Genomic DNA, 26,888 nt, shown 5'->3' with positions numbered 1-26,888 from the left:
TTATGAGGCCTGCGCGATGCCGCAAAAGCGGCGCGGCGCGCAGGCCATCCGGCAAGCTTCCCGCCGTGATGGCGGGAAGCTTGCCCTATCAGAATGCCAGCGATGCCCGGATGGCGTCCACCGACAGTTGAATGATGCCGTTTTCCTGGATGCCCAGCAGCAACAGCAGCGCGGCGTTGATCGCCATGACGGCGCGCGGCAGACAGCCCGCCTTGATGGTCGGCGCATTGTCTTCCGGCTCGTCGAAGTACACCACCTTCACGACACGGATGTAGTAGAACGCGCCAATCAGCGAGAACAGCACCGCCACAACCGCCAGCCACAGATGGCCAGCCTGCACCACGGCTTGCAGCACAGCCAGCTTGGCATAGAAGCCCACCAGCGGCGGGATGCCGGCCAGCGAGAACATCAGCAGCAGCAGAACCAGCGCGTACAGCGGGCTGCGCTTGTTCAGACCCTTCAGGTCGCTGATGTTGTCGCATTCAAAGCCTTCACGCGACATCAGCATGACCACGCCGAAACCGCCCAGCGTTGTCAGCACGTACACCAGCATGTAGAACAGCGCAGCGCCATAGGCCGAACCGGCAGCGCCAGGATTGCCATCCACCACGCCCGAGAGCAGGCCCAGGATGACGAAGCCCATATGCGAAATGCTCGAATAAGCCAGCATGCGCTTGAAGCTGCTTTGCATGATCGCGGTCAGGTTACCGATGGCCAGAGACAGCACGGCCATGATCATGAGCATGCTCTGCCAGTCGGCGGCCAGCGTGTGCAGGCCTTCGACCAGCAAACGCAGCGTGACGGCAAAGGCAGCCAGCTTGGGCGCTGCGCCCAGCAGCAGCGTCGAAGACGTCGGCGAGCCTTGGTAAACGTCGGGCACCCACATGTGGAAAGGCACCACGCCCAGTTTGAACGCCAGGCCAGCCACCACGAACACCACGCCGAACACCAGCGCCATGTGCTGGAAGTCGCCGCCGCGCAGAACCGCAGCGATTTCACTCAGATCCAGCTTGCCGGTGGCGCCATAGACCATGGACATGCCGTACAGCAGGAAGCCGGATGCCAGCGCGCCGAGCACGAAGTACTTCATTGCCGCTTCGGTCGCCACAACATGATCACGGCGCAGGGCAATGAGCGCGTACAGCGCCAGCGACATCAGTTCCAGGCCCAGGTACATGGAGATCATGTTGCCTGCCGAAATCATGACCATCTGGCCCAGCAGCGCGAACAGCGACAGCACATAGATCTCGCCGCCGCGGCTCATCATGTCACGCGCTTGCGCATAGGCACGGCCGTAGATCAGGCTGACCGCCACCGCGATATAGGAAGCGACCTTGAGCAGGTGGGCCAGCGGGTCCACCACGAACATGCCGGAGAACGTGGAACCACGCACGCCATCAGACCACTGCACCAGGGAGACGACCGTCAGCACGATCAGCAGTACGAGGCTGAGAGCATGCGTCAAGCGGCGCTGGGGATCGTTGCGGACGGCGTCCAGCAGCAGGATCGCCAGGCCGCCTATCAGCAGGATGATCTCCGGCAGCGCAAGGGTAAAGTTGAACGAAGATTGCATGATGGTCCAGCCTTACAGTTTCGAGATGGCAACGTGCTGCAGCAGCGCATCGACCGAGACGTGGATAAGATCGACAAAGGGCTTCGGATAGATACCCATGAACAACACGGCGATAGCCAGGATGCCCAGCATCAGGAATTCACGGCTGCACAGGTCTTTCAGGTTGCGCACGTTGTCATTGGCAACATCACCCAGCACGACACGCTTGGTCATCCAGAGCGAGTAGGCCGCGCCCAGGATCAGGGCCGTTGCGGTCAGCAAGCCAATCCAGAAGTTGTATTCGACCGCGCCCATGATGACCATGAACTCACCCACGAAACCGCTGGTTGCGGGCAGACCGCTGTTGGCCATCGAGAACAGGATGAAGAAGGTGGCGAACTTCGGCATGGTATTGACCACACCGCCGTAGGCCGAGATCTCACGGCTGTGCACACGGTCGTACAGGACGCCGATACACAGGAACATGGCGCCGGACACGAAACCGTGCGAGATCATCTGGACAATCGCGCCTTCCATACCGGCGGTATTGAAGATGAAGAAGCCCAGCGTCACGAAGCCCATGTGGGCGACAGACGAATACGCCACCAGTTTCTTCATGTCGGACTGGATGATTGCCACCAGCCCGATATAGATCACAGCAACCAGCGACAGCGTGATCATCAGCCACGACAGCTCATGCGCAGCGTCGGGCGCGATGGGCAGCGAGAAACGCAGGAACCCGTAGGCGCCCAGCTTCAGCATGATCGCGGCCAGTACCACGGAACCGCCGGTAGGCGCTTCCACGTGAGCATCCGGCAGCCAGGTGTGTACCGGCCACATCGGCACCTTGACCGCAAACGCAGCCAGCAGCGCCAGGAAGATCAGGATCTGCGGCGTCATGCCCAGCGGCTGCTGCTGCCAGGTCGCGATGTCGAAAGTGCCCGTGACGTTCCAGAGATAGATGAAGGCCACCAGCGTGAGCAGCGAACCCATCAGGGTGTACAGGAAGAACTTGAATGCCGCGTACACCCGGTTCGGGCCGCCCCAGACGCCGACGATGATGTACATCGGGATCAGCGTGGCTTCGAAGAAGATGTAGAACAGCAAGCCGTCCAGCGCCGAGAAGACGCCGATCATCAGCCCGGACAGGATCAGGAACGCCGCCATGTACTGCGCGACGCGCTTGGTGATGACTTCCCAGCCTGCCACCACCACGATGATGGTGATGAAGGCAGTCAGCAGCACGAACCAGACCGAGATGCCATCGACACCCAGGTGGTAATTCACGCCAAGCGCCTCGATCCAGCTCGACTTCTCGACGAACTGCATATCGGCCGTGGTGGCATCAAAACGCGTATATAGCGGAATGGTGACCAGGAAGCTGACGATGGCGCCAAGCAGCGACAGCCAGCGGGTGCGGCCGGGCGCGGAATCGCGCCCGAACGCCAGGACCAGCACGCCGAACACGATGGGCGTGAAGATGGCCCAGGTCAGCCAGGGGAATGTTGTAGATACCATGTCGCTAGCCATCATTTGTAAATCAGCACATAGAAGGTCACCAGAACCATCACACCGATGATCATGGCGAACGCATAGTGGTAGATGTAGCCGGTCTGGACCTTGCGGCTGACGGCGGCAATCCAGCCCACCAGGCGGGCGCTGCCGTTGACCAGCAGGCCGTCAATCAGGCCGCGGTCACCGTAGCGCCACAGGCCGCGGCCCAGCGCACGGGCGCCACGCGCAATGACCTGCTCGTTGAACCAATCGACGTAGTACTTGTTTTCCAGGATGCGCAGCAGCCAGCCCATGCGGGCTTCGATGGCGGCGGGCACCTTGGGATTGATCAGGTAGCAGTACCAGGCAATGACGGCACCGGCCACAACCAGCCAGAACGGCAGCGTCTGGAAGGCATGCAGGCCATAAGCCACCCAGCCATGCCAGGTCGATGCGATATCAGCCATCGCCGGGTGCTGCGGCAGCACCGTGATAACACCCTCGAAGAAGGAACCGAACAGCATGGGTTCCACCACGATGGCGCCGATGATGACGGACGGAATCGCCAGCAGGATCAGCGGCAGCGTCACCACCCAGGGCGACTCATGCGGCTTGCCGCCGTGATGGCCGTGGCCGTGATCATCATGGCCATGGCCGTCATGACCGTGCTCGGGGTAGCGTTCCTTGCCGTGGAAGACCAGGAAGTACACGCGGAACGAGTACAGCGACGTGACGAACACACCGATCAGCACCGACCAGTAGGCGAAGTCCGCGCCCCAGACGTTGGCGGCGTGTGCAGCCTCGATCAGGTTTTCCTTGGAATAGAAGCCCGAGAAGAACGGCGTGCCGACCAGCGCCAGCGTGCCGATCAGGAAGGTAATCCAGGTAATGGGCATGTACTTGCGCAGGCCGCCCATGTTGCGGATGTCCTGATCGTGGTGCATGCCGATAATGACGGAACCCGCGCCCAGGAACAGCATGGCCTTGAAGAAAGCGTGCGTCAGCAAGTGCAGCACAGCCACCGAGTAGGCCGAAGCGCCCAGCGCCACCGTCATGTAACCCAGCTGCGACAGCGTGGAGTAAGCCACGACGCGCTTGATGTCATTCTGGATGATGCCGAGGATACCGAGGAACAGCGCGCCAATACCGCCCACCACGATCATCAGCGACAGCGCCGTATCGGACAGTTCAAACAGCGGCGAGAAGCGCGACACCATGAAGATACCAGCGGTCACCATGGTGGCCGCGTGAATCAGCGCGGAGATCGGGGTCGGGCCTTCCATGGAATCCGGCAGCCAGGCATGCAGCGGCACCTGCGCCGATTTACCCATGGCGCCGATGAACAGGCAGATACACGCCACCGTCAGCAATTGCCAGTCGGTGCCGGGCAATTGCAGGGCATCCAGTTTGTCGGCCTGAGCGAAAACTTCACCGTAATGCATGGTGCCGGTGTAGGCGAACAGCAAACCGATGCCGAGCACGAAACCGAAGTCACCGACACGGTTGATCAGGAACGCCTTCATGTTGGCGAAGATCGCCGTCGGACGCGTGTACCAGAAACCGATCAGCAGGTAAGACACCAGGCCCACCGCTTCCCAGCCGAAGAACAGCTGAACCATGTTGTTGGACATGACCAGCATCAGCATGGAGAAGGTGAACAGCGAGATGTACGAGAAGAAGCGCTGATAACCCGGATCATCGGACATGTAGCCGATGGTATAGATGTGCACCATCAGGGACACGGAGGTCACGACCACCATCATCATGGCCGACAGCGAGTCGATCAGGAAGCCGATTTCCAGCTTGGTTGTGCCGATCAGCGTCCAGGTATAGACCGTGCCGTCAAACGTATGGCCGTTGAGCACATCGCGCAGCACGAATACCGAACCGATGGCGGAAATCGCCACGCCCAGAATGGTGATGCAATGCGCAGCCCGGCGCCCGACCGGACGGCCCAGGAAGCCGGTGCCGAACAGGCCGGACAATATGGCGCCGACCAGCGGGGCCAGTGCGATAAGCAGATAAAAATTGGTTTCAGACATGATTCCGGGCCCCATCAGCCTTTCAGGCGATCAAGATCGTCGACGTTGATCGTGTTCAGGTTACGGAACAGCAACACCAGGATCGCCAGACCAATAGCGGCTTCGGCAGCCGCCACCGTGAGAATGAAGAACACGAAAACCTGCCCTGCCGCATCGCCCATCCAGGAGGAAAAGGCGACGAAGTTCATGTTCACGGCCAGCAGCATCAGCTCCATGGACATCAGCAGAATGATGAGATTGCGCCGGTTCAGGAACATCCCGAAAACGCCGATGGCGAAGAGGATGGCCCCCAGCACCAAATAGTGCGCCAGAGTGAGTGTCATTGTTTTTCTCCTTCGCCGGCCGCATCGGCTGCCGGTGCCGCCGGCGCCACATCGCGCTGGGGCTTGACGTTGACGATACGGAAGCGATCCTTGGCCTTGACCTTCACGGCGCTGGACGGATCGTTGTAGCGCACGTCGGTGCGGCGGCGCAGCGTCAGCGCAATGGCGCTGATCATGCCGACCAGCAGCAGCACGGCGCCCACTTCCACGCCAAACACATACTTGGTGTACATCAGCTCGCCCAGCGCGCGGGTGTTGTTGTAATCGCCCGGCTGCACTGGCAGTTCACCGACGCCGCCCCAGGTTGCCCAGAGCACGAAGGCCATTTCCAGCACCATGATCAGGCCGACGACACCGCCGATGACCATGTAATGACGCACACCGGCACGCAGCATGTCGAGCTTGATGTCCAGCATCATGACGACAAACAGGAACATCACCATGACAGCGCCGACATAAACCACGACCAGCAACAGGCCGAGGAATTCAGCGCCGATCAGCACCCACAGCATGGCGGCATTGAAGAACGCCAGGATGAGGTGCAGCACCGCAGTCACCGGGCTGCCCGCGGTAATCACGCGCACAGCCGCGATGACCAGCACGGCCGCGACAATATAAAAAAGAATGGTAGAGAAGATCATGAGCCAGCCACCCCAATATCAACGATAGGGCGCGTCGGCCGCGCGCCGTTTGGCGATTTCATTTTCGTAGCGGTCGCCCACGGCCAGCAGCATGTCCTTGGTGAAGTACAGATCGCCGCGCTTTTCCCCATGGTATTCATGGATGTGCGTTTCGACGATGGAATCCACCGGGCAGCTCTCTTCGCAGAAGCCACAGAAAATGCATTTGGTCAGGTCGATGTCGTAACGCGTCGTGCGGCGGGTGCCGTCATCGCGTTCGCCCGATTCGATCGTGATCGCCATGGCCGGACAGACCGCTTCGCACAGCTTGCAGGCAATGCAGCGCTCTTCCCCATTGGGGTAGCGGCGCAAGGCATGCAGGCCACGGAAACGCGGCGAGGCCGGCGTCTTTTCAAAGGGGTAGCGCAACGTAATCTTGCGCCGGAAAAAATACCTGCCGGTCAGGCGCATGCCCTTGAGCAGCTCAGACAGCATCAGACTGCCGAGAAAATCCTTGATCGCTTCCATATCTTGCCTCTGCTCGTCCGCTTCAGTTCCAGATATTCCAGGGGGTCTGCATCCAGATCGCCACCACTACCAGCCACACCCCGGTCAGGGGGATCAACATCTTCCAGCCCAGACGCATGATGTGGTCATAGCGGTAACGCGGGAACGACGCGCGGAACCAGATGAAAAGGGACACTACAACGAAAGTTTTCAATGCCAGCCAGAGCCAGCCCGGCACCCAGGTGAAGGGAGCGAAGTCCAGCGGCGCAGACCAGCCGCCCAGGAACATGATCGACGCCATCGCCGACAGGAAGATCATGTTGGCGTATTCGCCCAGGAAGAACAGCGCGAAGGCCATGCCCGAGTATTCGACCATGTGGCCAGCCACGATTTCCGACTCGCCTTCCACCACGTCAAAGGGGTGGCGGTTGGTTTCCGCCACCATGCAAATGACGTAGATGACGAACAGCGGCAGCAACGGCAGCCAGTTCCAGGACAGGAAGGTCAGCCCCATGTCGGCGAAGGTGCCGCGCAATTGCACATTCACGATGTCGGACATGTTCATGCTGCCGGAAACCAGCACGATCACCAGCAACACAAAGCTGATGGCTAGTTCGTAGGACAGCATCTGCGCCGAGGCGCGCATGGCAGCCAGCAACGCGTACTTGGAGTTGGACGCCCAGCCTGCGACGATCACGCCATAGACCCCCATGGAGGTAATGGCCATCACGTACAGCAAGCCGGCATTCACGTTGGCCAGCACGACTTCCGGGCCGAACGGAACCACCGCCCAGGCTGCCAAGGCAGGCATCAAGACCACGACAGGCGCAATAATGAACAGCACCTTATTGGCCTGACTGGGAACAACGACTTCCTTGGTCAACAGCTTGAACACGTCGGCGAACGGCTGCAGCAGCCCGCGCGGGCCCACGCGGTTGGGGCCGCGGCGCACGTGCATGAAACCAATCATTTTGCGTTCCCAGTACGTCAGGAACGCCACACAGATAATGATGGGCAGCGCGATCACGATAATCTTGATCAGCGTCCACACCACCAGCCAGCCTGTCGGGCCCAGCAGAGCCTCACCGTGGCTATTGATCACATCGAGCCAGCTCATGTCAGACACGCTCCACCGAAATTGCACCGAAAGCGCTGCCCAGCGCTGCGGTCTGTTCAAAACCGGCAGCGACGCGCACGGCGCCATCAGCCACCTTGTCATCACGCACAGCCGTCAGCTCCGCTTCGCCCTGAGCCGAGCGCACACGAACCTTGGCGCCCTCTTCCAGGCCCAGCTGCGCCAGCGTCTGCGCATTCATGCGCGCCTTGGGCGCGCGTGAAGCCGACGCTTCCTGCAGCGATTCCGCGCGGCGCACGATGGCGTCGGTACGGAAGATAGGCAGATCAGCCAGACGCTCCAGGGTGCCTGCAGCACGCGCCGCGGGCAGGCCAGGTTCGGCCTTGACACGGTTGGACAGGCGGGCGGGAATGTCGCCAGCCAGCGCCGTATCACGCACGGACTCGGAGGTTTCATCATCGAAGCCTGCGAGCTTGAGCACATTGCCCAGCACGCGCAGCACCTTCCAGGCCGGGCGGGTTTGGCCCACCGGCGCGGTCGTGCCCTTGAAGCTTTGCGCCAGGCCCGCGGCATTGACGTAAGTGCCGGACGTTTCCGTGAACGGAGCGATCGGCAGCATGATGTCGGCCCAGCTTTCAGCGGCGCTGCGATAGGACGTCAGCGCGACAGTGAACTGGGAGCCGCGCAGCGCGGCCAGCGCCTGCGGCGCGTTATCCGTATCCAGTTGCGGTTCGGCATGCAGCACCACATAAGCACGCATGGCTTCGGCCAGCATGGCAGCAGCATTCTTGCCGCCAGCACCCGGCACGGCGCCAGCCAGATAGCCGCCCACCGTATTGCCGCCAGCGGTCAAATGACCCAGCGTGGCACCGGTGCTGTCGGCAATCCATTGCGCATTGGCCGCCAGCACGGTGGCGTCCGGGGAATTCACAGCCAGGTTGCCCAGCAATACGGCGCCCTGTTGCGAGCCAGCCAGCAGCGCAGCGATGGCCTGGGCCTGCTCGCCCGCCTGCACGCCTGCAAAAGCGGCCGGCACGGCAGCTTCCTTGGCAGCAGCCAGCGCCACAGCGATTTCCGCCAGTGCGCGCGGCAGCTCGGACGGCGCCACGGTGATGCGCGCTGCCACCGGCAGCAGAGGATCGTCTGCCGCGCTGTCAACCAGAATGACCTTGGTGCCGCGCTTGGCCGCTTGGCGCAGGCGCTGGGTGAACAAGGGATGGTCCTTACGCAGGAAGGAACCGACCACCAGGACCACATCGCGGTTGTCCAGATCGGTAATCGGCATCCCCAGCCAGGGCGTCCCTTCCAGGGCGGCATCCAGGCCTGCGTCGGTCTGACGCAGGCGGAAGTCGATATTCTCGGAACCCAGCGCGCGGCCCAGGCGGGCCAGCAAGGCGTATTCCTCAACCGTCGCGTTATCCGATGCCAGGAAGCCAATCTCGTTGCCGCCATGGCTTTCGCGCACACGGCCCAGACCTTCGGCCACCGCTTCCAGGGCTTCGGCCCAGGAAATCTCGCGCCAGCGGCCATCACAGCTCTTGAGCATCGGCACCGTCAGACGGTCGTCGGTATTCAGGCCTTCGTAGGAGAAACGGTCGCGGTCGCTGATCCAGCATTCGTTGACGGCATCGTTTTCGAACGGCACGACGCGCAACACCTGGTTATCCTTGACCTGCACCACCAGATTGGCGCCCACGCTGTCGTGCGGGCTAACAGCACGGCGGCGGGCCAGTTCCCAGGTGCGGGCCTGGTAGCGGAACGGCTTGGAGGTCAACGCGCCGACAGGACAGAGGTCGATCATATTGCCCGACAGCTCGGACTCGATCGAACGGCCCACAAAGGTGGTGATTTCGGCGTGTTCACCGCGCTTGATCATGCCCAGTTCCATCACGCCGGCAATTTCCTGGCCGAAACGGACACAACGGGTGCAATGGATGCAGCGGCTCATTTCCTCGGCCGACACCAGCGGGCCAAGATCCTTGTGGAACACCACGCGCTTTTCTTCGTTGTAGCGCGAAGACGAACCGCCGTAGCCCACGGCCAGATCCTGCAACTGGCATTCGCCACCCTGGTCGCAGATCGGGCAATCCAGCGGGTGATTGATCAGCAGGAACTCCATCACGCTCTTCTGAGCGGCAACAGCGCGTTCCGAACTGGTATGCACCACCATGCCATTGGTCGCAGGCGTCGCGCAGGCCGGCAGGGCCTTGGGCGCCTTCTCCACTTCGACCAGACACATGCGGCAGTTGGCCGCGATGGACAGTTTCTTGTGATAGCAGAAATGCGGGACGTACACGCCCAGCTTGTGGGCAGCGTGCATCACCATGCTGCCTTCCGGCACCTCGACGATCCGGCCGTCTATGGTTAATTCAACCATTTTGAATCCTCTGTCTCACAGATACGGGGCAACGACGCCCCGCTTGTGCTCGATGTAGTGCATGAACTCGTGCCGGTAGTGCTTCAGGAAAGCACGCACCGGCATGGCTGCGGCGTCACCCAGGGCGCAGATGGTGCGGCCCATGATGTTGCCTGCCACGCTATCGAGCAGTTCCAGATCCTCGGGACGGCCCTCGCCGTTATAGATACGCTTGACGATCCGGTACAGCCAGCCCGTGCCTTCGCGGCAGGGCGTGCATTGGCCGCAACTTTCTTCATGGTAGAAGTACGACAGGCGCAGCAGCGACTTCACCATGCAGCGGCGCTCGTCCATGACGATGACAGCGCCCGAGCCCAGCATGGAGCCGGCCTTGGAAATGCTGTCATAGTCCATGGTGCATTCCATCATGATGTCGGCCGGCAGCACAGGTGCACTCGAACCGCCGGGAATGACGGCCTTCAGCTTGCGACCGCCGCTGACACCGCCGGCCAGTTCCAGCAGTTTGCTGAACGGCGTGCCCATCGGAATTTCGTAACAGCCGGGACGTTCGATGTCACCCGAGATGGAGTAGATCTTGGTGCCGCCGTTATTGGGCTTGCCCACTTCCAGGTAGGCCTGGCCGCCATGGCGGATGATCCAGGGCACCGCCGCGAACGTCTCGGTGTTGTTGATGGTCGTGGGCTTGCCATACAGGCCGAAGCTTGCCGGGAAAGGCGGCTTGAAGCGCGGCTGGCCTTTTTTGCCTTCCAGCGATTCCAGCAGCGCGGTTTCTTCGCCGCAGATATAGGCGCCATAGCCGTGGAATGCATTCAACTGGAAGTTGAAACCGGACCCCAGGATGTTGTCGCCCAGGAAGCCCGCCTTGCGAGCCTCTTCCAGCGCGGCTTCGAAGCGTTCATACACTTCGAAGATTTCGCCGTGGATGTAGTTATAGCCTTCGCTGATGCCCATGGCATAAGCAGCGATGGCCATGCCTTCGATCACCACATGCGGGTTGAAGCGCAGGATATCGCGATCCTTGAACGTGCCAGGCTCGCCTTCATCAGAGTTACAGACCAGATATTTCTGGCCCGGGAAGGTGCGCGGCATGAAGCTCCACTTCAGGCCGGTGGGGAAACCCGCGCCGCCACGGCCACGCAGGCCGGATGCCTTGACTTCGGCAATCACATCTTCCGGCTTCATGCCGGCAGTTAGCACCTTGCGCAGCGCCTCATAGCCGCCGCGTTTGACGTAATCTTCCAGATGCCAGTTGCTGCCGTCGATACCTGCCAGGATCTGCGGTTCGATATGGCGGTCATGAAAGCACATGGACTGGCTCAGATCGTTCAGCGGATCGGGCGTCAGGCCCTGCGAGAACTTGCTGAGATCCAGCGCTGCCAGCGGGTTTTCGAGCATCGTCGTCATGCCGATTCTCCTTGCAGTTTGGCTGCTTCCACCTTGAGGCTGTCCAGCATGGCATCCAGGCGTTCTTCGGACATGCGCACGCACATGTGCCGGTTGTTGACCAGCAGGACGGGCGCATCACCACAGGCGCCCATGCACTCACCTTCAACCACCGTGAACATGCCATCCGGCGTGGTTTCACCCAGGCTGACGCCCAGCTTGCGCTGCACAACCTCGGCAGCCTGCTCGCCGCCGCGCAAGGCACAGGGCAGGTTGGTGCAAACCGTGACCTTGATGCGCCCCACCGGACGCACGTCGAACATGTTGTAGAAGGTGGCAACTTCCTGGACTGCGATGGGAGGCACGCCGATATAGCCGGCAACGTCTTCGATGACCTCGGCCGATATCCAGCCCTTCTCCACCTGCGCAATGCCCAGGGCTGCCATAATGGCAGACTGTCTCTGGTCGCCAGGGTACTTGGCCAGTTCCCTGTCGATCTTCTGATATGCCTGTTCGGAAAGCAGCATAATTTTGAATCCGTGTATGTAAAGGGAGAAAACCGGCCGCTCAGCGGTCGATTTCCCCGAACACGATGTCCTGCGTACCGATGATGGTTACGGCATCGGCCAGCATATGGCCGCGCGACATCTCGTCCAGCGCCTGCAAGTGCGTGAATCCGGGCGCGCGGATCTTCAGGCGGTAAGGCTTGTTAGCCCCGTCGGAAACCACATGCACGCCAAACTCGCCCTTGGGGTGCTCCACCGCTGCATAGACTTCACCCGGCGGGACATGGAAACCTTCCGAGAAGAGCTTGAAGTGGTGAATCAGCTCTTCCATGCTGCTCTTCATGCCGGTACGCTTGGGCGGGGCAACCTTGTGGTTGTCCACCATGACGGGACCGGGGTTGTTGCGCAGCCACTCAATACACTGCTGGATGATGCGGTTGCTCTGGCGCATTTCATTGACGCGCACCAGATAGCGGTCATAGCAGTCGCCGTTCACGCCCACGGGAATATCAAAATCCATCAAGTCATAGACTTCGTACGGCTGGAACTTGCGCAAGTCCCAAACCACACCAGAGCCGCGCAGCATCGGGCCGGTGAAACCCAGCGCCTTGGCACGATCCGGATCGACCACGCCGATACCGACCAGACGCTGCTTCCAGATACGGTTATCGGTCAGCAGCGCTTCGTACTCGTCCACACAGGCGGGGAAGCGGTTGGTGAAGGCCTCGATGAAATCCAGCAAGGAACCTTCACGCGTCTCGTTGAGCGCGCGGAGTTCCTTTTCAGTGCGGTATTTGCTGGTGCCTTCGTTCAGCGGCATGCTGTCCGGCAGGTCGCGATACACGCCGCCGGGACGATAGTAGGCCGCGTGCATGCGTGCGCCCGAGACCGCTTCGTAGCAGTCCATCAGATCTTCACGCTCACGGAAGGCGTACAGCATGACGGCCATGGCGCCCACGTCCAGCGCGTGCGTCCCGACCGACATCAAGTGATTCAGGATGCGCGTAATTTCGTCGAACATCACGCGGATGTATTGGGCGCGCAGCGGCGGCTCGATACCCAGCATGCGTTCAATGGCCATGCAATATGCATGCTCATTGCACATCATCGACACGTAATCCAGGCGGTCCATGTAAGGCAGTGCCTGGAGATAGGTCTTGTATTCCGCCAGCTTTTCCGTGCCGCGGTGCAGCAGGCCGATGTGCGGATCGGCGCGCTGGATGACTTCGCCATCCAGTTCCAGAACCAGACGCAACACACCGTGTGCAGCCGGGTGCTGCGGGCCAAAGTTCAGAGTGTAATTCTTGATTTCGGACATGCTTACCGCCCCATTCCGTATGCATCTTCACGAATGATGCGCGGCGTGATTTCACGCGGCTCGATCGTGACAGGCTGATAGACCACGCGCTTTTCGGCTTCGTCGTAACGCATTTCAACGTGACCGGACAGCGGAAAATCCTTGCGGAACGGGTGGCCGATGAAACCGTAGTCGGTCAGGATGCGGCGCAGGTCGTTGTGGCCTTCGAAAACGATGCCATACATATCGAAGGCTTCCCGCTCCGACCAACCGACCGCGGGCCAGACATCCATCAGGGAATCGACCACCGGGAACTCGTCCGATTCCAGCCATGCACGCACACGCAAACGCCAGTTATGCGTGACCGACAGCAGATGGATCACCACCGCGAAGCGTGCCGGGAAGGACTGGCCGGAAGGCTCGCCCACCTTGCCCACGCCGTAGGTCAGGTAATCGACACCGGTCAGGTCGATGCAGGTATCGAAACGCAGCGACGTTTCGTCGCGCAGCCGCGCACAGCCGGCTGTCCATTGCGTTGCGGGAAGTTCCAGCGTCAGCTCGCCCAGCGCTTCAGTCAGCGCGGCATCTTCGCCAAACGTCTGGAGCAGATTTTGTTTCAGGGTTTCCAGCCTGGTCATGTCATTCAATCCTGGATGTCAGTCTTGCGTTGCGCCATGACTCAGCGCGCAATCGTGTTGGTGCGGCGGATCTTGCCCTGCATCTGCAGCAGGCCATAGACCAGCGCTTCCGCAGTCGGCGGACAGCCCGGCACATAGATATCAACCGGTACGATGCGGTCACAGCCACGCACCACCGAGTACGAATACTGGTAATAACCGCCGCCATTGGCACAGGAGCCCATGGAGAGCACCCAGCGCGGTTCCGGCATCTGGTCATAAACCTTGCGCAGCGCCGGCGCCATTTTGTTGCACAACGTGCCGGCCACGATCATCAGATCGGACTGGCGCGGGCTGGGGCGGAAGATAATGCCGAATTGGTCGAGATCGTAGCGCGCCGCGCCGGCGTGCATCATCTCGACCGCACAACAGGCCAGACCGAAAGTCATGGGCCACATGGACCCCGTCTTGGCCCAGTTCAGGACCTTATCGGCGCTGGTCGTAATAAAACCCTGCTTGAGTATGCCGTCTATCGCCATGATTGCCTCGTCAGGAAAGCCATTCCAGGATTACTCCCAGTCCAGCGCTCCCTTTTTCCATTCGTAGATAAAACCGACGGTGAGCACCGCCAGGAAGACCATGACCGTCCAGAAGCCAACCATCCCCACTGCGCCTTGAGCCATCGCCCACGGGAACAGGAACGCGATTTCAAGGTCAAAGAGGATGAAAAGAATGGCAACGAGGTAGTAGCGGATATCAAACCGCATACGCGCGTCATCGAACGTTTCAAAGCCGCACTCATACGGTGACAGCTTCTCCGCATCAGGGCGCCGAGGCCCTAAAAGGGAACCCGCTCCGATCAGTGCGAAACCAATACCGGTTGCCACCAAAATGAAGAGCAGCACGGGAAAATATTGTTGCAGATTCATAACCGACCCGCCTATATGCAAACTTTCCTATTGTAGCATTCGAGCGCCTTACAGCGCCCTTTAAACCCCTATCACCGCGCATATCTGGTTAAAGCGAACCATTTTCAATTACACACAATGTTTCCCCAGTGCAGCGCAACATTTCCCCGGAAATTCACGCCACTGAGCCCGGATGAAATCCCAGCAAAAGACAAATCTATAGAAAAATGACGAAAAAAAAACCGCCCCGAAGGGCGGTTTTTTTCGCGTATCACACCGGCATAACTGCCGGCTGCTACCCCGCCAGCAGATCATGAGATCCACCAGCGGCGTAAGCCGTGATTAGAAGCGGTGACGCAGACCGATACCGGCTTGAGCAGCCTTCTGGTCCTTCACGTACAGGTAGTCTTGCGTGTAGTTGCCATAGACGTACAGGTTGGTACGCTTGGACAGGTCGTAGGTGTAGCCAACGGTGAATGCGTTGGATTTCTTTTCCTTGTCCTTGGCATCCGACAGGCTCCATTGGCCGTAGATGTTGCCGTTGGCGCCCAGAGGAGCACCGACGCCGACCAGGTAGGAGTTCACGCTTTCAGCATCCAGCAGACCGGGGTTGCTGCTGTTAAGGTCTGCGAACGGAGCACCGTGCTTGACGTGCTGGTAAGCCAGTTGCAGAGCAACGACTTCGAAGTCATACGACGCGCCGACGATCAAAGCCTTGGGATCGCTGCCAGCCTTGGCGCCAGTGACCTGATCTTTCTTCAGGTAGATCTGGTCGTAACCGACGGCAACAGCCAGGGGGCCGTTGGCGTACTTGATGGCGGCGTTCAGCTCGCGATCGAAGTTGGAGTTCTTGGCACCGGTCACGGAGCTGTTGCCCGGGCTGACGCCGTCGCCGTTGAACGAGTAACCAACACCGAATTCAACGCCGCCGAAGCTGGGGCTGCGGTATTGGATTTGGTTGTCGTAGCGGGTGGTATCGCCCGAAGCGAAGAAGGTGCCGTTAACCGGAGCGTAGATGCTGCCGAAGTTCACGATGCCGCCAACGTACTTGTTAACGGTGGTGATTTGGCGACCGAAGTCAACTTGACCCCAAGCATCGCTAGCCAGACCGATGGTAGCTTGACGACCGAACAGACGGCCACCTTGACCTTGCTTACCATTGTTGATGCTGAAGCCGCTTTCCAGCGTGAAGACAGCGCGCAGGCCATCACCCAGATCTTCCGTGCCGCGCAGACCCCAGCGGTTGCCGCTTTGCACGCCGTCACGCAGACCAAACTGGTTGGTCGAATGCGTTTCACCAGCAGCATCCTTCATCTTGGCGTATTGGTAGGACAGGCCGGTGTCAACGATACCGTACAGGGTGACCGAGTTCGCCGCTTGAGCGGAACCAGCAAAGCCAGCAAGCAGAGCGGCGGCAAGCAGAGTCTTTTTCATTTAAGAAATCTCCGAATATTTGAGTGACAAGAGCAGCGTATCCGTTTGTCGGCCTACCGCTCCCCTAACTCCGCTAAGGGAAGTTGTAGCTATTGCATCAAAAATCGCTGCATTCGGCTACGTTCCCTCGCGGAAAACAGCACAGGAACAGGATTATTGTTGGTTTAAGACAACATCCGCCCCCAAATCCAGCCTCGGCAAGCACCATAACCCGCCCAGGCATGAAATTACAAAAAACCAATAAATTCAATCAATTAAAGATAAAAAAACTGGGCAAACACCAAGCTGAGCAGGCGCCAGCTCCCGGGTTCCCCCCGGCGCCGCCGCTCCGTTCCGACCCAAGCGCGCCCCGCCCTCCAAGGCTCCCTGCACCGCCACGGAAAGCACCACCTCGACTGGCATGGCATTGGCCATACGCGGGCCTTCCGGCGCCCCGGTTGCAAGCGCACGCAAGGCGCGCCACACACCAGAATGCGCGATGATCAGCGGCCTATCATACCCGGCCAGCGCTTGCTGCAAGGCCTGCCTCACCCGCGCGAGGAAATCCGCCCAGGGCTCGCCGCCGCCAGGCGTGTCGCGATAGCCGCATTGCTGCGCCAGCGGCTTGCCCTCCAGCACGCCCCAATCCCTTTCACGCAAGCCCTCATCGGTGCGCCAGCACCTATCCGGCACGGCCAGCATGGCCGTCTGCCTGGCCCGCAGCTGCGGGCTGACCACCAGTCCATCAAACGGCAGACCAGCCAAGACTGGCGCAGCAGCCTCAGCTTGCCGCCTGCCGGTGTCATCCAGCGGCGGATCCAGGCGGCCGCATATAAGACCAGCGGCATTCCAGGCCGTCTGCCCATGCCGCATAAAATAGAAACGCCGCTCCGCCGCCTGTGTGGCTGCCGCCTGTATTACCGTCATTACCCGCTACCTCTCCCTCACCCCTGCTCCAGCCCCCAGGCCTGCATCAACTCAACCGCCACTGCCGCGCCTGGCGCCAGGCCTGCCTCATGGTAGGCCAGCAGGCGCTGGCCGCCGGCCAGCGTCAGCTGAACCTCATAGCGCTCGCCACGGAATACGCAATCCTCAACCCGCGCGGCCAGCTCTCCCCATTCCGCCGGCCGCTGGTGCAAGCGCACATGCTGCGGACGCACCAGCACCGGGCAATTGCCGCCCATGCTGACCGCCTGGGCCAAGTCGATACCCGCCAGAACCCGCCCCGCCTCCGCGCCGCCGACACGCAACACGCTGCCTTGGCCGACAAAACCTGCCAGCCACTCACTGCGCGGACTGGCATAGAGTTCCTGAGGGCTGGCCCACTGCACGAGACGGCCGCGATTCATGACCGCCACATAATCTGCCAGCGACATCGCTTCCGCCTGATCGTGGGTCACATACACAAAAGTGCTGCCGGTACGGCGGTGAAACTCTCGAAAGGTATCTTCCATGGAGGCACGCAAATGCCGGTCCAGGTTGGCCAGCGGCTCATCCAGCAGAATGACCTCCGGCTCCGCCACCAGGCAGCGCGCCAAAGCCACCCGCTGCCGCTGGCCGCCGCTCAAATCCTGCGGCGACGCCTGAGCCCGCCCCTCCAGTTGCACCAGCGCCAGGGCTTCACGCACTCTGGCCTGATAGGCATCGCCCCGCACTCCGCGCAGTTTCAAGGGATAGCCAACATTCTCTGCCACACTCAGGTGCGGCCACAAAGCGTAGGACTGAAAGACCATGCCCATGCCGCGCTGCTCTGGCGGCACACTGCCCCGCGGGCTGGCCAGGATACGGTTGCCCAGGCGGATTTCACCCGCATCCGGATTTTCAAAGCCGGCCATCATGCGCAACGTGGTTGTCTTGCCGCAGCCGCTGGGGCCCAGCAAAGCCACGAAAGCCCCTTGAGGAATGCACAGGCTCAATCCATCGACCACCGTCGCGCTGCCGTAGCTGCGCGACACCACGGACAACATCAATTCCGCCATGGAATGACTCCTGGGGGCAAGCGCCCGCCAAACAGGGACAGCAACGCCATCAGCAGCGCCACACCCGCCACAATGGCAACGGATACAGCGGAGGCCAGCACGTTGTCGCCGCTTTCGCTGAAATTGAAAATCAGGACGCCCAGGGTTTCCGTCCCCGCGCTCCACAACAGGGCGGAAACGGTCAGCTCATTGACGGCTGTCAGAAACACCAGCAAGGCCCCGGCAAACGCGGCAGGCGCCAGCATGGGCAGCACCATATCCCGCAACCGGCGCAGCGGCCCCGCCCCCGCCAGCCGGGCCGCTTCCTCCAATGCTGGATCCAGTTGCCGCATGCCCGCCTGCACCGGTTTGAGCGCCACGGTAAAGAAACGCGCCATATAGGCAAAGAAAATAATTCCCAACGTGCCATAGAGACTGATCTCCAGCCATGGCAGCGGCTTGGCAAACAAGAGGATGCACGACACGGCCAGCACCGTTCCCGGCAAGGCATAGGGAATTTCGATCACCGCCTCCAGCCAGCGCGACCACCGCCCCGGCTGGCGCGCCATCAGCCAGGCCAGCGGCAAACTCAACAGCATCAAGGCCAAGGCAGCGCCGCCGGCCAGCAAGCTGCTATTCCAGGCCGCGCGCCAGGTTGCGCCCTGCCGCGTCAGCATTTCGACATAGGCCGATACCGTCACCGTCTCCTGCGCCAGCGGCACTCCCATTGCAGGCACCAGCGATGCGGCCAGCAAGGCCCCCAGCGGCGCCAGCAGAATCAGCAGCATGATCGCTGCCATACCGGTCTCTACCCAGCGGCGGCTGCGCCCCAGCGGCAACGCCGCCATGCGCCGCCCGGCTCCGATCAGCCGATAGGAAGCCCGGGCCTGCAAACGGCCTTGCAGCCAGACCCCGGCAACCGCCAGCACACCGACCAGCATGGACAATGCCGCGACCTGCTGCAACATGGCCGGGCCGAAACTCGCCATCTTCTGATAGATCAAAGTGGGTAATACATAATAGCCAGCCGGAATGCCCAGCATGGCTGGGATACCGAAATTCCCCAGCGAAGAAACGAACGCCATGGCGGCGCCCGCCACCAGCCCCGGACGCGCCAAGGGAAAAATAATGCTGCGCAGCATCTGCGCCTGCGTCGCCCCGGCCAGCCGCGCCGCTTCGCACAAATCCCCAGGCAAGGTCAGCAGACTGGCGCGCAGCGCCAGAAACACCAGCGGCGCATGCTGCACGCCTAGCAATAGCGCGATGCCTTCAGCCGAATACAGCGGCTGAGGGCTGCCCATGGCGGGCGCAATCCCCAAGGTTTGCAACAGCGCGCTGGATGGACCAAACAGTTGCAGCCAGGCCAGCGCTGTCACCTGCGGCGGAATCATCATGGGCAACATGAACAGAAACACCCAGCACGATTTGCGCTTGATATCCGTCAGCACCACCGCCCAGGCAAACCCGGCCCCCAGCACCAGCGCGATCGCCGTGCCCAGCATGCCGGTATAAAAACTGTGCCACAAGGCTTTCCAGGTGCCGGCTTCCGCCAGCACACGCACCAGCACAGAATGACCGCCAGCCGTCAGGCCTGCCCACGCTTCCCAGATCAGGCGTGCGCTGGGCAGCAACCCCAGCAAGGCGACCAGGCCAATGAGCACATATGCCCCCCAGACGGAAGCACGCCCCGCCCACACCGGCATTGGCATCATGCCGGCATAGCACCAAGCAGTGCTGGCCTGGCGGCGGAAAGAAAACCGGCGCATCCCGGCGTCACCGCCAGCCGCCGCCCCCATGCGCTGCGCAGGAGGCGCGGCCTGCGATGGCAGTCTTGCCGCCAGGCTGGGCGGAACCGGCATGGCGCCTATCTTTCTTGATATTTCGGACACGGTCTCTATCCCTTGTCACGGCAATGGCCGGCAACCTTGCCCCGCCGCCGGCCATGCCTATCCCCACGCGCCAGATACCCGCGTTTTATTTCGTGCCGAACAGCTCGCCAAAGCGCTGCTTGTTGCTGTCCGCATCACGCAGCGCTTGCGCCGCATCAAAAGGCAGCAATTTGATTTCGCTGCGCGCCGGGAAACCCTCAGGCACCGGCACCGAAGCCAGCGCCGGCACATACCCCTGCTCACGCACCAGTTCCTGGCCCGGCTGGGACAGCACGAAATCCACAAAACGGCGGGCCGCTTCGGTATGCGCGGCCGACTTCAGAATCGCCACCGGCTCGGTCACGATACTGACCCCTTCCTCGGGAAACACGAATTCGATGGGCGCGCCCTTGGCTTTTTCACGGATCGCCATGTAATCCACCAACATGCCATAAGGTTTGGTGCCGCTGGCAATCGCCTTCAGCACCGCGCCATTGCCGCCCTGCGCGCTGACATCATTGGCCTTGAGCTTGTCGTAGTACTCCCAGCCCAGCCCAGGGGTACTGGTCAGGCTGGCCAGGTGAATCAGCGCCGCGCCGGAATACAGCGGGCTAGGCATGGAAACCTGGCCCTTAAGCTTGGGATCCAGCAGATCCTGCCAGCTCGCCGGTTTGACACCGGCCTGGCTGTGATGCGCAATACCGGTCGTAATCAGCTTGGTGCCGTAGTAATGGCCATCCGCGTCATACAGCGCGCCGTCATACGCCTTGCGTTCCGGGCTCAGGTAAGGCTGCAGCAGATCCCGCTGCTTCAGGGATTCCATAGTGACACTATCGGCGATCAGCAGCACATCGGGTTTGACGGCGCCAGCGCTGATTTCCGCTTCCAGGCGCGCCATCAGTTGCGTCGTCCCGTCACGCACCCACTCCACCTTGATATCGGGGTTGGCCTTGCTGAATACATCCACCGTTGCCTGCGCATCGGCATTGGGCTGGCTGGTGTAAAGCACCAGGGTTTCCGCCTGCGCGCCGAATGCAACAGCCGAGACCAGCGCCGCGGCCACATAAGAAACTTGTTTGATAATCATGATGACTCCGGGATCTAACGACGGGAAAAACAAGGACGGGAAAAACAGGCAAGACCGCCAGCTTAGCCAGGGCCGATGACAGCGATATGACCTCTGTCCGCCGCCGCGCAGCGCCTGGCGGTCTGCCTTGCTTACCGCCAAGGCAGCAACACCCGGAAACACAATCCCCTGAAACATCAGGACGAAATGAACTAGAACAGGCGCATCTGGACAATGTCGATTGCCGCCTGCCGGCACATGGTTTTACTCCCCTGCAATGCACCACCTTTGAGAAAAGGAAGTAGCGATGACAGTATCCGAGCAAAAGGCCTACTCTCTGGGCAGCCTGATGGCCGCCCCGTCCTTGCGAGCCGATCTCTGGCTGGAGCTGCTGGCCCAGGCACGCAGCCTGGCCAACCATGAACCCGGCCAAACGCTGGACACCCGCAAATTCTCCGAACTGCTGGACAAAATCATGCAGGCGGAAAAGTATTTCGCGTACCCCGGCACGGGCGTGCTCGACGCGCTCCCGCATCTGCTGGGCGAGCAGGACATCAAAGGCCTGCTGCGCCTGACGCAAAGCACGGCCACAGCCATCATCGCGCAAAAATATGCGCAGGATCCCGACCTGGCAGAACATGCGGACAGCGACAACGCCACGCCAGCAGACCGCCTGCCGCCCTCCCTGAGCGGCAGCACGCACCGCCCCTATTTCGAAGTACTCAGCGTGGTGCCGCACGCCCCTTCGCGCTGGTCGCATATCGTGCAGGAATCACGTTCCGTCCGCCGTCCCGAAGATGAATTCATCTATGACGTTGTGGTCACCGGCAATGCCGAAGATGCCCTGACGGCCGTTGTGCTCAACCACCACATCAATGCCGTGGTGCTGTACGAAGGTTTCAGCGCCAAAGGCGCGACGGAAAATCCCATTGTCGATGCCATCCAGGCCTCCGTTTCCATGGATCTGGGCAACGACGAAGAAGAATACGCTCAGCGGCTGGCAGCCCTGATTCATCGCATTCGCCCGGAACTGGACATCTACCTGCTGAGCGACCGATCGGTGGAAAAACTGGCCGCCGATGCCAGCAACCTGACCTTCCGCCGGATTTTCTATCAAGTGGAAGAAGCGCTGGAGCTTCATCTTTCCATTCTGGAAGGCATACGCGACCGTTACAGCACGCCCTTCTTCGATAACCTGAAGCGCTATGCCCGGCGCCCGATTGCCACCTTTCACGCCCTGCCCATTGCGCGCGGCAAATCCATCTTCAAATCGAACTGGATTCGCGATATGGCGGAGTTCTACGGCACCAATCTCTTTCTGGCGGAAAGCTCAGCCACCACCGGCGGCCTGGACAGCCTGCTGGAACCCACGGGCAACATCAAAGTCGCCCAGGAAAAAGCCGCCCGCGCTTTTGGCGCCCAGGAAGCCTACTTCGTCACCAACGGCACTTCCACCAGCAACAAAATCGTGCTGCAGGCGCTGCTCGCCCCTGGCGACATCGTTATCATCGACCGCAATTGCCATAAATCGCACCATTACGGCTGCGTCCTGAGCGGGGCGCAGCCCTACTACGTCGAAGCCTATCCGCTGACTGAATACTCCATGTATGGCGCAGTGCCGCTATCGACCATCAAGCGCGCCCTGCTGACCTTGAAAGCCGCAGGCCAGCTCGACAAAGTGAAAATGCTGGACCTGACCAATTGCACGTTTGACGGCCATGTTTACAACGTCAGGCGCGTGATGGAAGAATGCCTCGCCATCAAGCCCGATCTCATTTTCCTGTGGGATGAAGCCTGGTTCGGTTTCGCGCACTGGTCGCCGCTGCTGCGTCAACGCACCGCCATGGGCGCGGCGGCGGCGCTGACCGAGCATCTACGCAGTGACGCCGCGCGTGACGCCTATGCCAAGCAGTGCCAAACGCTAGGCGACGCCCCGGACGACGAGCTGCTGCTGGCAACCCGCCTGGTACCCGACCCGGACAAAGTCGTCCTGCGCGTCTATCAAACCAACTCGGTTCACAAATCCATGTCGGCGCTACGCCAGGGCTCTATCGTCCTGGCGCATGACGAACGGCATGAGAAGGTCAAGGGACGCTTCCGCGAAGCCATTTTCACGCACTCGACCACCAGCCCCAACCAACAAATCATCGCCACACTGGACCTGGCCCGGCGCCAGATGGAACTGGAAGGGTATGGCCTGGTCACCAATGCCATCCAGATCGCCCTCTCCATTCGCCGGGCAGTCAACCACCACCCGCTGATCTCCAAGTACTTCCGCATCCTGACCAATGAGAACCTGGTACCGGCGGCATACCGTGATTCCGGCATCAACGAGTACACCGCCCACGATCTTTCCTGGGCCGACGCCGCGCAAGCCATACGCCAGGATGAATTCCTGCTCGACCCCACACGGCTGACCTTGCTGTGCGGCACCGCAGGGTTCGATGGCACCTCGTTCAAGAAACTGCTGGCCGATAAATACAGCATTCAAGTCAACAAGACATCGCGCAACAGCATCCTGCTGCAATCGAACATCAACAATACGCGCAGCGACATCGCCATGCTGCTGCGCGTATTGATAGAAATTTCGATGGATCTGGAAAAACAATTGGCCGATCCGGCGGAACAGGCGCAATTCGGCCAGCGTGTGCAAGCCCTGATACAGGATGTCCCGCACCTGCCGAACTTCAGCGCTTTCGACCCGCGCTACCGCGACCACCCGGATGACGCCACCATCCATGGCGACATACGCACCGCCTTCTTCGATGCCTATGATGATGAACAATGCAGCTACCTGGCGCTCAATGGCCAGGAAATAGACCAGCTCCTGGCTTCAGACGCCAACGTAGTCTCGGCCAACTTCGTGATCCCCTACCCGCCGGGCTTCCCGATTCTGGTGCCCGGCCAGCTGATCAGCACGGATGTCATCGAATTCATGCGCAAACTCGACGTCAAGGAAATCCATGGCTATGACGCCGCGCTAGGCCTAAAAGTCATCCAGCGCCAACAACACTAGCCTGCGGTTCAGGAAGCATGCCGCCCTGATCCAATGGCACACGCCGCGCCACGCTCAGCCGTGGCGCGGTTTTTTCTGCTTGCCGCCCGGCCGGACTGCCGCAACAAGCCTTGCGGGGCGAACCCTCATCCTCCTGGCGCCGTCTGGCGATACAACACATGCCGCGCCATCGGATGCCCGGCCGGCAGCAAAGGATGATCGAAATCCTCCGCCGGATCATGCGTCATGCCCAGCTTTTCCATCACTCTTCGAGACGGCTGGTTTTCCGCTAGCGTATAGGCCACCAAGGCCTTCTGGCCCAGCCTATCAAAAGCATAGGACCGCACGGCACGCGCTGCCTCTGGCGCCATACCCTGGCCCCACCACCGGCTGGACAAACGCCAGGCCAGTTCCATGCAAGGCATGAAATGCGCATCGAACTGCGGAATGGCCAGCCCGACAAAACCAATGAATGCCGCCTGGCCTGGCACTTCGACCGCCCAAATGCCATAACCCTGATCCAGAAACGCGGCACGCAAACGGCCAGCCAGCACGTCACTCTCTTTGCGCGCCAGCACCGACGGAAAAAACCGCATGACCTGCGGGTCGGCATTCAAGGCCGCGAAAGGCTCAAGATCACTATCCCGCCATGGGCGCAACAACAAGCGCTGCGTACGCAAAGACGGCTCGCCCCCAGTCGCGCCCGGCACACCGCCCTGAACATGATTCATGAACAACCCTCCTGCCATCTTCCATGGCGCTCACATCACAGGCGTGGCACCCGCACGACGCTCAAAATTGCGCCCCCACGCCCGACGGGCTATCATCCCTGGGCTGGCGGAAACCGTGGCCAGCCGGGCTAACACGCCCTTCATTGACAGAAAGACCCGGGACGGACCGGCTCTATCGAAACGAGATCCACGCTATCTCGCGAGCCGAAAATGATATCTCTCAAACCGCTTACCCGCCGCATTGTCTATGTTTCCACCTTCGAAATCATCGCCATTGCGGCATCCACACTATTGCTGAGCCTGCTCAGCGGCGGGCCGGCACATGACTCGCTGCCTGTCGCCGCTGCCGTCTCCGCCATCGCTGTCGCCTGGAACTACATTTTCAATACGCTCTTCGAAGCCTGGGAACGGCGCACGCAACGCACCAGCCGCAGCCTCATCCTGCGCTCCGTGCATGCCATTTGCTTCGAAGGCGGCCTGTTCCTGTTCACGCTTCCGCTATACATGGCCTGGTACCACGTCGGCCCCTGGGAAGCCATCAAAATGGAAGCCGCGCTGCTGCTGTTCTTCCTCTTCTACACCTTTATCTTCACCCTGGTATTCGACACGATCTTCACCCTGCCGGGGCAAAAGAAACAAGAAGCCGCCGCCACGCCCGCAGACAACACCGAAGGCCTGCCGACCGAAGCCCTGCGCTGACGGCCAGACGGGCCGCGCAGCCCGCCCCGGGCCACAGCGCGGCATCGCGTAATCCCGGCGCTTTGCGTCCCGCAAACGCCGTGCTAACTTAACGCCACGGACACCGCTCCTGACCCGGCACGCGCACCGCCGCCCCTGCCGCCATTCGTTGGGATCATGCGATGAACCAATCCAGCATCAACACCGTCACCTACGGCCGTACCGCGCCCTGCCTTGCCGTACGCGACATCCAGACAGCCTGCGCCTTCTACTCCCAGATACTCGGCTTTCAGAAAACCTTCGAAAACGGCGACCCTGTCGGTTTCATGGTTCTGAAAAAAGACGCGGCAGAAATCCATCTCAGCCAAAACAAAGCGCACACGCCGGCGAACATGAATGTCATGCACATGTTCGTTGACAACATCGACACGCTTTACCAGCACTGCACTGACGCAGGTGTACGCATCATCAAATCCCTGACAGACAAAGACTACGGCCAACGGGCTTTTGTCTTTGCCGATCCCGATGGCAACCGGATTGATGTCGGGGAACGGCGCTAAACCGCTCATGCGGGCGACTGGAGCGTATGGCGTATGGCGCTGTGCATGGCACAGGGCACATGGCACATGACGACAGCCCAGGCTACGCTACGGATGAGTGATTGAAGCCCGCAGCACACCCCAGACAGAGCAACACGTGAATAAGGGTGATACGGACCGGTGCGGCACTATTTTCCCGTCATCCGCTTTTTTCTAGGTAGTCAAATAGACTTGAAAACAAAAAGGGCCTACGCATCAAATGCGTAGGCCCTTCGTATTCTGGTGGGTCCTGCGGGATTCGAACCTGTGGCCATCAGCCCACCTCAAAGCCGGATATTCGCCGGGAAATGTAGAGATTCCAGATGATTTCGAGAAAACCGTGACGATGAGCATCCATGGGTGGCCAAGGTAGCGGTCGCAGGCCTGACAGCATGCGCAGCACGACGAATTCGCGCCGAGAACTCAACATCAATCGGCTGCGCCGCAGCGGCCTGCTAAATCAGGATTCCTGCATTTCATGGGGCTGGCAAAATGAGGGGCAAGCTGCCGCCAACATCGGCAGTTAGCACACGTCTGGCATCCTGGAGCAGTCGTATCGCATCAAGCTTCCCCCAGGCTGGCTGACAAGAACGAAGCTATGCAGTCGATCTGGCACACACTCCCAACCACTTTGGCGGACAGCGCGCCTGGTTCTCCTGCCCTGCACCAGGCTGCGGCAAACGAGTCGCCAGTCTGTTCCTGAACGGGCAAGGCTTCTTCACCTGCCGGCATTGCCAACGCGAATGGCGACAAACCTAAGGGGATGCACTTTCGCACCTTCCTGTGCCTGACGCAACGCCACGACCACATTGCCCACGCGGCTTTTAAATCCATGTTGGATAAGAGTATACCGGCAAGAAAAATCCTCTTCTAACAACGTCTTCAAGTGCTATTCCGTCG

Annotated in this window: 23 protein-coding genes; 3 read left to right on the top strand and 20 right to left on the bottom strand. The window is 60.7% G+C overall.

Annotated features, from left to right (window positions below; all coding sequences use genetic code 11):
* Positions 1-88 precede the first annotated feature (88 nt).
* From nuoN to ACTJGZ_RS00805, 19 genes are all read right to left on the bottom strand, one after another.
* Positions 89-1,576, bottom strand: a complete 1,488-nt coding sequence (gene nuoN / locus ACTJGZ_RS00895) for an NADH-quinone oxidoreductase subunit NuoN (RefSeq protein WP_441661154.1) — start codon at positions 1,574-1,576, stop codon at positions 89-91.
* A 9-nt stretch (positions 1,577-1,585) separates the two neighbouring features.
* Entirely contained in the window at positions 1,586-3,085 is a 1,500-nt protein-coding gene (locus ACTJGZ_RS00890) for an NADH-quinone oxidoreductase subunit M (RefSeq protein WP_441661072.1), read from the bottom strand.
* Entirely contained in the window at positions 3,082-5,088 is a 2,007-nt protein-coding gene (nuoL, locus tag ACTJGZ_RS00885) for an NADH-quinone oxidoreductase subunit L (RefSeq protein WP_441661071.1), read from the bottom strand. Before nuoL ends, ACTJGZ_RS00890 begins: the two co-directional genes overlap by 4 nt.
* A gap of 14 nt (positions 5,089-5,102) precedes the next feature.
* Complete coding sequence (gene nuoK / locus ACTJGZ_RS00880) at positions 5,103-5,411, bottom strand: NADH-quinone oxidoreductase subunit NuoK (RefSeq protein ID WP_068366885.1); 309 nt, start codon at positions 5,409-5,411, stop codon at positions 5,103-5,105.
* Positions 5,408-6,052: an NADH-quinone oxidoreductase subunit J gene (locus ACTJGZ_RS00875; protein ID WP_441661070.1), complete on the bottom strand. Its 645-nt coding sequence runs from the start codon at positions 6,050-6,052 to the stop codon at positions 5,408-5,410. Before ACTJGZ_RS00875 ends, nuoK begins: the two co-directional genes overlap by 4 nt.
* Before the next feature lie 18 nt (positions 6,053-6,070).
* Positions 6,071-6,559 (bottom strand): NADH-quinone oxidoreductase subunit NuoI, encoded by a 489-nt coding sequence (gene nuoI, locus ACTJGZ_RS00870; protein ID WP_415832529.1) that lies wholly within the window; start codon positions 6,557-6,559, stop codon positions 6,071-6,073.
* A gap of 22 nt (positions 6,560-6,581) precedes the next feature.
* Positions 6,582-7,655, bottom strand: coding sequence for an NADH-quinone oxidoreductase subunit NuoH (gene nuoH, locus ACTJGZ_RS00865; RefSeq protein WP_441661069.1), 1,074 nt, complete (start codon positions 7,653-7,655; stop codon positions 6,582-6,584).
* Position 7,656: 1 nt separating this feature from the next.
* A complete protein-coding gene (gene nuoG / locus ACTJGZ_RS00860) occupies positions 7,657-9,990 on the bottom strand; it encodes an NADH-quinone oxidoreductase subunit NuoG (RefSeq protein WP_441661068.1) in 2,334 nt (777 codons plus the stop codon).
* A gap of 15 nt (positions 9,991-10,005) precedes the next feature.
* Positions 10,006-11,370: an NADH-quinone oxidoreductase subunit NuoF gene (gene nuoF, locus ACTJGZ_RS00855; RefSeq protein ID WP_441661153.1), complete on the bottom strand. Its 1,365-nt coding sequence runs from the start codon at positions 11,368-11,370 to the stop codon at positions 10,006-10,008.
* 20 nt (positions 11,371-11,390) lie between these two features.
* Positions 11,391-11,900, bottom strand: a complete 510-nt coding sequence (nuoE, locus tag ACTJGZ_RS00850; protein WP_441661067.1) for an NADH-quinone oxidoreductase subunit NuoE — start codon at positions 11,898-11,900, stop codon at positions 11,391-11,393.
* A gap of 40 nt (positions 11,901-11,940) precedes the next feature.
* The gene (locus ACTJGZ_RS00845; protein WP_441661066.1) at positions 11,941-13,197 is read right to left on the bottom strand and encodes an NADH-quinone oxidoreductase subunit D; all 1,257 of its coding nucleotides are present in this window, start codon (positions 13,195-13,197) and stop codon (positions 11,941-11,943) included.
* A 2-nt stretch (positions 13,198-13,199) separates the two neighbouring features.
* The gene (locus ACTJGZ_RS00840; RefSeq protein WP_441661065.1) at positions 13,200-13,814 is read right to left on the bottom strand and encodes an NADH-quinone oxidoreductase subunit C; all 615 of its coding nucleotides are present in this window, start codon (positions 13,812-13,814) and stop codon (positions 13,200-13,202) included.
* 41 nt (positions 13,815-13,855) lie between these two features.
* Positions 13,856-14,332 (bottom strand): NuoB/complex I 20 kDa subunit family protein, encoded by a 477-nt coding sequence (locus tag ACTJGZ_RS00835; protein ID WP_441661064.1) that lies wholly within the window; start codon positions 14,330-14,332, stop codon positions 13,856-13,858.
* Between the two features lie 30 nt (positions 14,333-14,362).
* Positions 14,363-14,722: an NADH-quinone oxidoreductase subunit A gene (locus tag ACTJGZ_RS00830; RefSeq protein WP_441661063.1), complete on the bottom strand. Its 360-nt coding sequence runs from the start codon at positions 14,720-14,722 to the stop codon at positions 14,363-14,365.
* A gap of 321 nt (positions 14,723-15,043) precedes the next feature.
* The gene (locus ACTJGZ_RS00825) at positions 15,044-16,135 is read right to left on the bottom strand and encodes a porin (RefSeq protein ID WP_441661062.1); all 1,092 of its coding nucleotides are present in this window, start codon (positions 16,133-16,135) and stop codon (positions 15,044-15,046) included.
* Between the two features lie 246 nt (positions 16,136-16,381).
* Positions 16,382-17,041, bottom strand: a complete 660-nt coding sequence (locus tag ACTJGZ_RS00820; RefSeq protein WP_441661061.1) for a histidine phosphatase family protein — start codon at positions 17,039-17,041, stop codon at positions 16,382-16,384.
* A gap of 17 nt (positions 17,042-17,058) precedes the next feature.
* Entirely contained in the window at positions 17,059-18,093 is a 1,035-nt protein-coding gene (locus tag ACTJGZ_RS00815; protein ID WP_441661060.1) for an ABC transporter ATP-binding protein, read from the bottom strand.
* A complete protein-coding gene (locus tag ACTJGZ_RS00810; protein ID WP_441661059.1) occupies positions 18,081-19,931 on the bottom strand; it encodes an ABC transporter permease in 1,851 nt (616 codons plus the stop codon). The genes ACTJGZ_RS00815 and ACTJGZ_RS00810 overlap by 13 nt, the downstream gene beginning before the upstream one ends.
* A 115-nt stretch (positions 19,932-20,046) precedes the next feature.
* On the bottom strand, positions 20,047-21,027 hold the full coding sequence (locus ACTJGZ_RS00805) for an ABC transporter substrate-binding protein (RefSeq protein WP_441661058.1): 981 nt from the start codon (positions 21,025-21,027) through the stop codon (positions 20,047-20,049).
* 286 nt (positions 21,028-21,313) lie between these two features.
* On the opposite strand from ACTJGZ_RS00805, the gene ACTJGZ_RS00800 reads away from it, so the two are divergent.
* Entirely contained in the window at positions 21,314-24,022 is a 2,709-nt protein-coding gene (locus ACTJGZ_RS00800) for an aminotransferase class I/II-fold pyridoxal phosphate-dependent enzyme (RefSeq protein WP_441661057.1), read from the top strand.
* A 125-nt stretch (positions 24,023-24,147) separates the two neighbouring features.
* On the opposite strand, the gene ACTJGZ_RS00795 is transcribed toward ACTJGZ_RS00800, so the two are convergent.
* Positions 24,148-24,732, bottom strand: coding sequence for a GNAT family N-acetyltransferase (locus tag ACTJGZ_RS00795; RefSeq protein ID WP_441661056.1), 585 nt, complete (start codon positions 24,730-24,732; stop codon positions 24,148-24,150).
* A 210-nt stretch (positions 24,733-24,942) separates the two neighbouring features.
* Here ACTJGZ_RS00795 and ACTJGZ_RS00790 point away from each other — a divergent pair, with 210 nt between their 5' ends.
* Together ACTJGZ_RS00790 and ACTJGZ_RS00785 are read left to right on the top strand one after the other, a co-directional pair.
* Positions 24,943-25,431: a PACE efflux transporter gene (locus ACTJGZ_RS00790; RefSeq protein WP_441661055.1), complete on the top strand. Its 489-nt coding sequence runs from the start codon at positions 24,943-24,945 to the stop codon at positions 25,429-25,431.
* 161 nt (positions 25,432-25,592) lie between these two features.
* Positions 25,593-25,970 carry a bleomycin resistance protein gene (locus tag ACTJGZ_RS00785; protein WP_441661054.1) on the top strand — a complete coding sequence of 126 codons (378 nt, stop codon included), beginning with the start codon at positions 25,593-25,595 and terminating at the stop codon, positions 25,968-25,970.
* Positions 25,971-26,888: the final 918 nt, after the last annotated feature.

The organism is Kerstersia sp. (assembly GCF_052103615.1).
In the GTDB taxonomy this organism is placed as follows: Bacteria; Pseudomonadota; Gammaproteobacteria; order Burkholderiales; family Burkholderiaceae_B; genus Kerstersia.
The sequence above is the reverse complement of the archived record's forward strand: the minus strand, read 5'-3'. Positions and strand labels throughout refer to the sequence as shown.

What these genes read in the sequence shown, in the direction of transcription:
- ACTJGZ_RS00890 (WP_441661072.1), bottom strand. Translation starts at nt 3,085, where the DNA reads ATGATGGCTAGCGACATGGTATCTACAACATTCCCCTGGCTGACCTGG.
- nuoL (WP_441661071.1), bottom strand. Translation starts at nt 5,088, where the DNA reads ATGTCTGAAACCAATTTTTATCTGCTTATCGCACTGGCCCCGCTGGTC.
- nuoK (WP_068366885.1), bottom strand. Translation starts at nt 5,411, where the DNA reads ATGACACTCACTCTGGCGCACTATTTGGTGCTGGGGGCCATCCTCTTC.
- ACTJGZ_RS00875 (WP_441661070.1), bottom strand. Translation starts at nt 6,052, where the DNA reads ATGATCTTCTCTACCATTCTTTTTTATATTGTCGCGGCCGTGCTGGTC.
- nuoI (WP_415832529.1), bottom strand. Translation starts at nt 6,559, where the DNA reads ATGGAAGCGATCAAGGATTTTCTCGGCAGTCTGATGCTGTCTGAGCTG.
- nuoH (WP_441661069.1), bottom strand. Translation starts at nt 7,655, where the DNA reads ATGAGCTGGCTCGATGTGATCAATAGCCACGGTGAGGCTCTGCTGGGC.
- nuoG (WP_441661068.1), bottom strand. Translation starts at nt 9,990, where the DNA reads ATGGTTGAATTAACCATAGACGGCCGGATCGTCGAGGTGCCGGAAGGC.
- nuoE (WP_441661067.1), bottom strand. Translation starts at nt 11,900, where the DNA reads ATGCTGCTTTCCGAACAGGCATATCAGAAGATCGACAGGGAACTGGCC.
- ACTJGZ_RS00845 (WP_441661066.1), bottom strand. Translation starts at nt 13,197, where the DNA reads ATGTCCGAAATCAAGAATTACACTCTGAACTTTGGCCCGCAGCACCCG.
- ACTJGZ_RS00840 (WP_441661065.1), bottom strand. Translation starts at nt 13,814, where the DNA reads ATGACCAGGCTGGAAACCCTGAAACAAAATCTGCTCCAGACGTTTGGC.
- ACTJGZ_RS00835 (WP_441661064.1), bottom strand. Translation starts at nt 14,332, where the DNA reads ATGGCGATAGACGGCATACTCAAGCAGGGTTTTATTACGACCAGCGCC.
- ACTJGZ_RS00830 (WP_441661063.1), bottom strand. Translation starts at nt 14,722, where the DNA reads ATGAATCTGCAACAATATTTTCCCGTGCTGCTCTTCATTTTGGTGGCA.
- ACTJGZ_RS00825 (WP_441661062.1), bottom strand. Translation starts at nt 16,135, where the DNA reads ATGAAAAAGACTCTGCTTGCCGCCGCTCTGCTTGCTGGCTTTGCTGGT.
- ACTJGZ_RS00820 (WP_441661061.1), bottom strand. Translation starts at nt 17,041, where the DNA reads ATGACGGTAATACAGGCGGCAGCCACACAGGCGGCGGAGCGGCGTTTC.
- ACTJGZ_RS00815 (WP_441661060.1), bottom strand. Translation starts at nt 18,093, where the DNA reads ATGGCGGAATTGATGTTGTCCGTGGTGTCGCGCAGCTACGGCAGCGCG.
- ACTJGZ_RS00810 (WP_441661059.1), bottom strand. Translation starts at nt 19,931, where the DNA reads ATGCCGGTTCCGCCCAGCCTGGCGGCAAGACTGCCATCGCAGGCCGCG.
- ACTJGZ_RS00805 (WP_441661058.1), bottom strand. Translation starts at nt 21,027, where the DNA reads ATGATTATCAAACAAGTTTCTTATGTGGCCGCGGCGCTGGTCTCGGCT.
- ACTJGZ_RS00800 (WP_441661057.1), top strand. Translation starts at nt 21,314, where the DNA reads ATGACAGTATCCGAGCAAAAGGCCTACTCTCTGGGCAGCCTGATGGCC.
- ACTJGZ_RS00795 (WP_441661056.1), bottom strand. Translation starts at nt 24,732, where the DNA reads ATGAATCATGTTCAGGGCGGTGTGCCGGGCGCGACTGGGGGCGAGCCG.
- ACTJGZ_RS00790 (WP_441661055.1), top strand. Translation starts at nt 24,943, where the DNA reads ATGATATCTCTCAAACCGCTTACCCGCCGCATTGTCTATGTTTCCACC.
- ACTJGZ_RS00785 (WP_441661054.1), top strand. Translation starts at nt 25,593, where the DNA reads ATGAACCAATCCAGCATCAACACCGTCACCTACGGCCGTACCGCGCCC.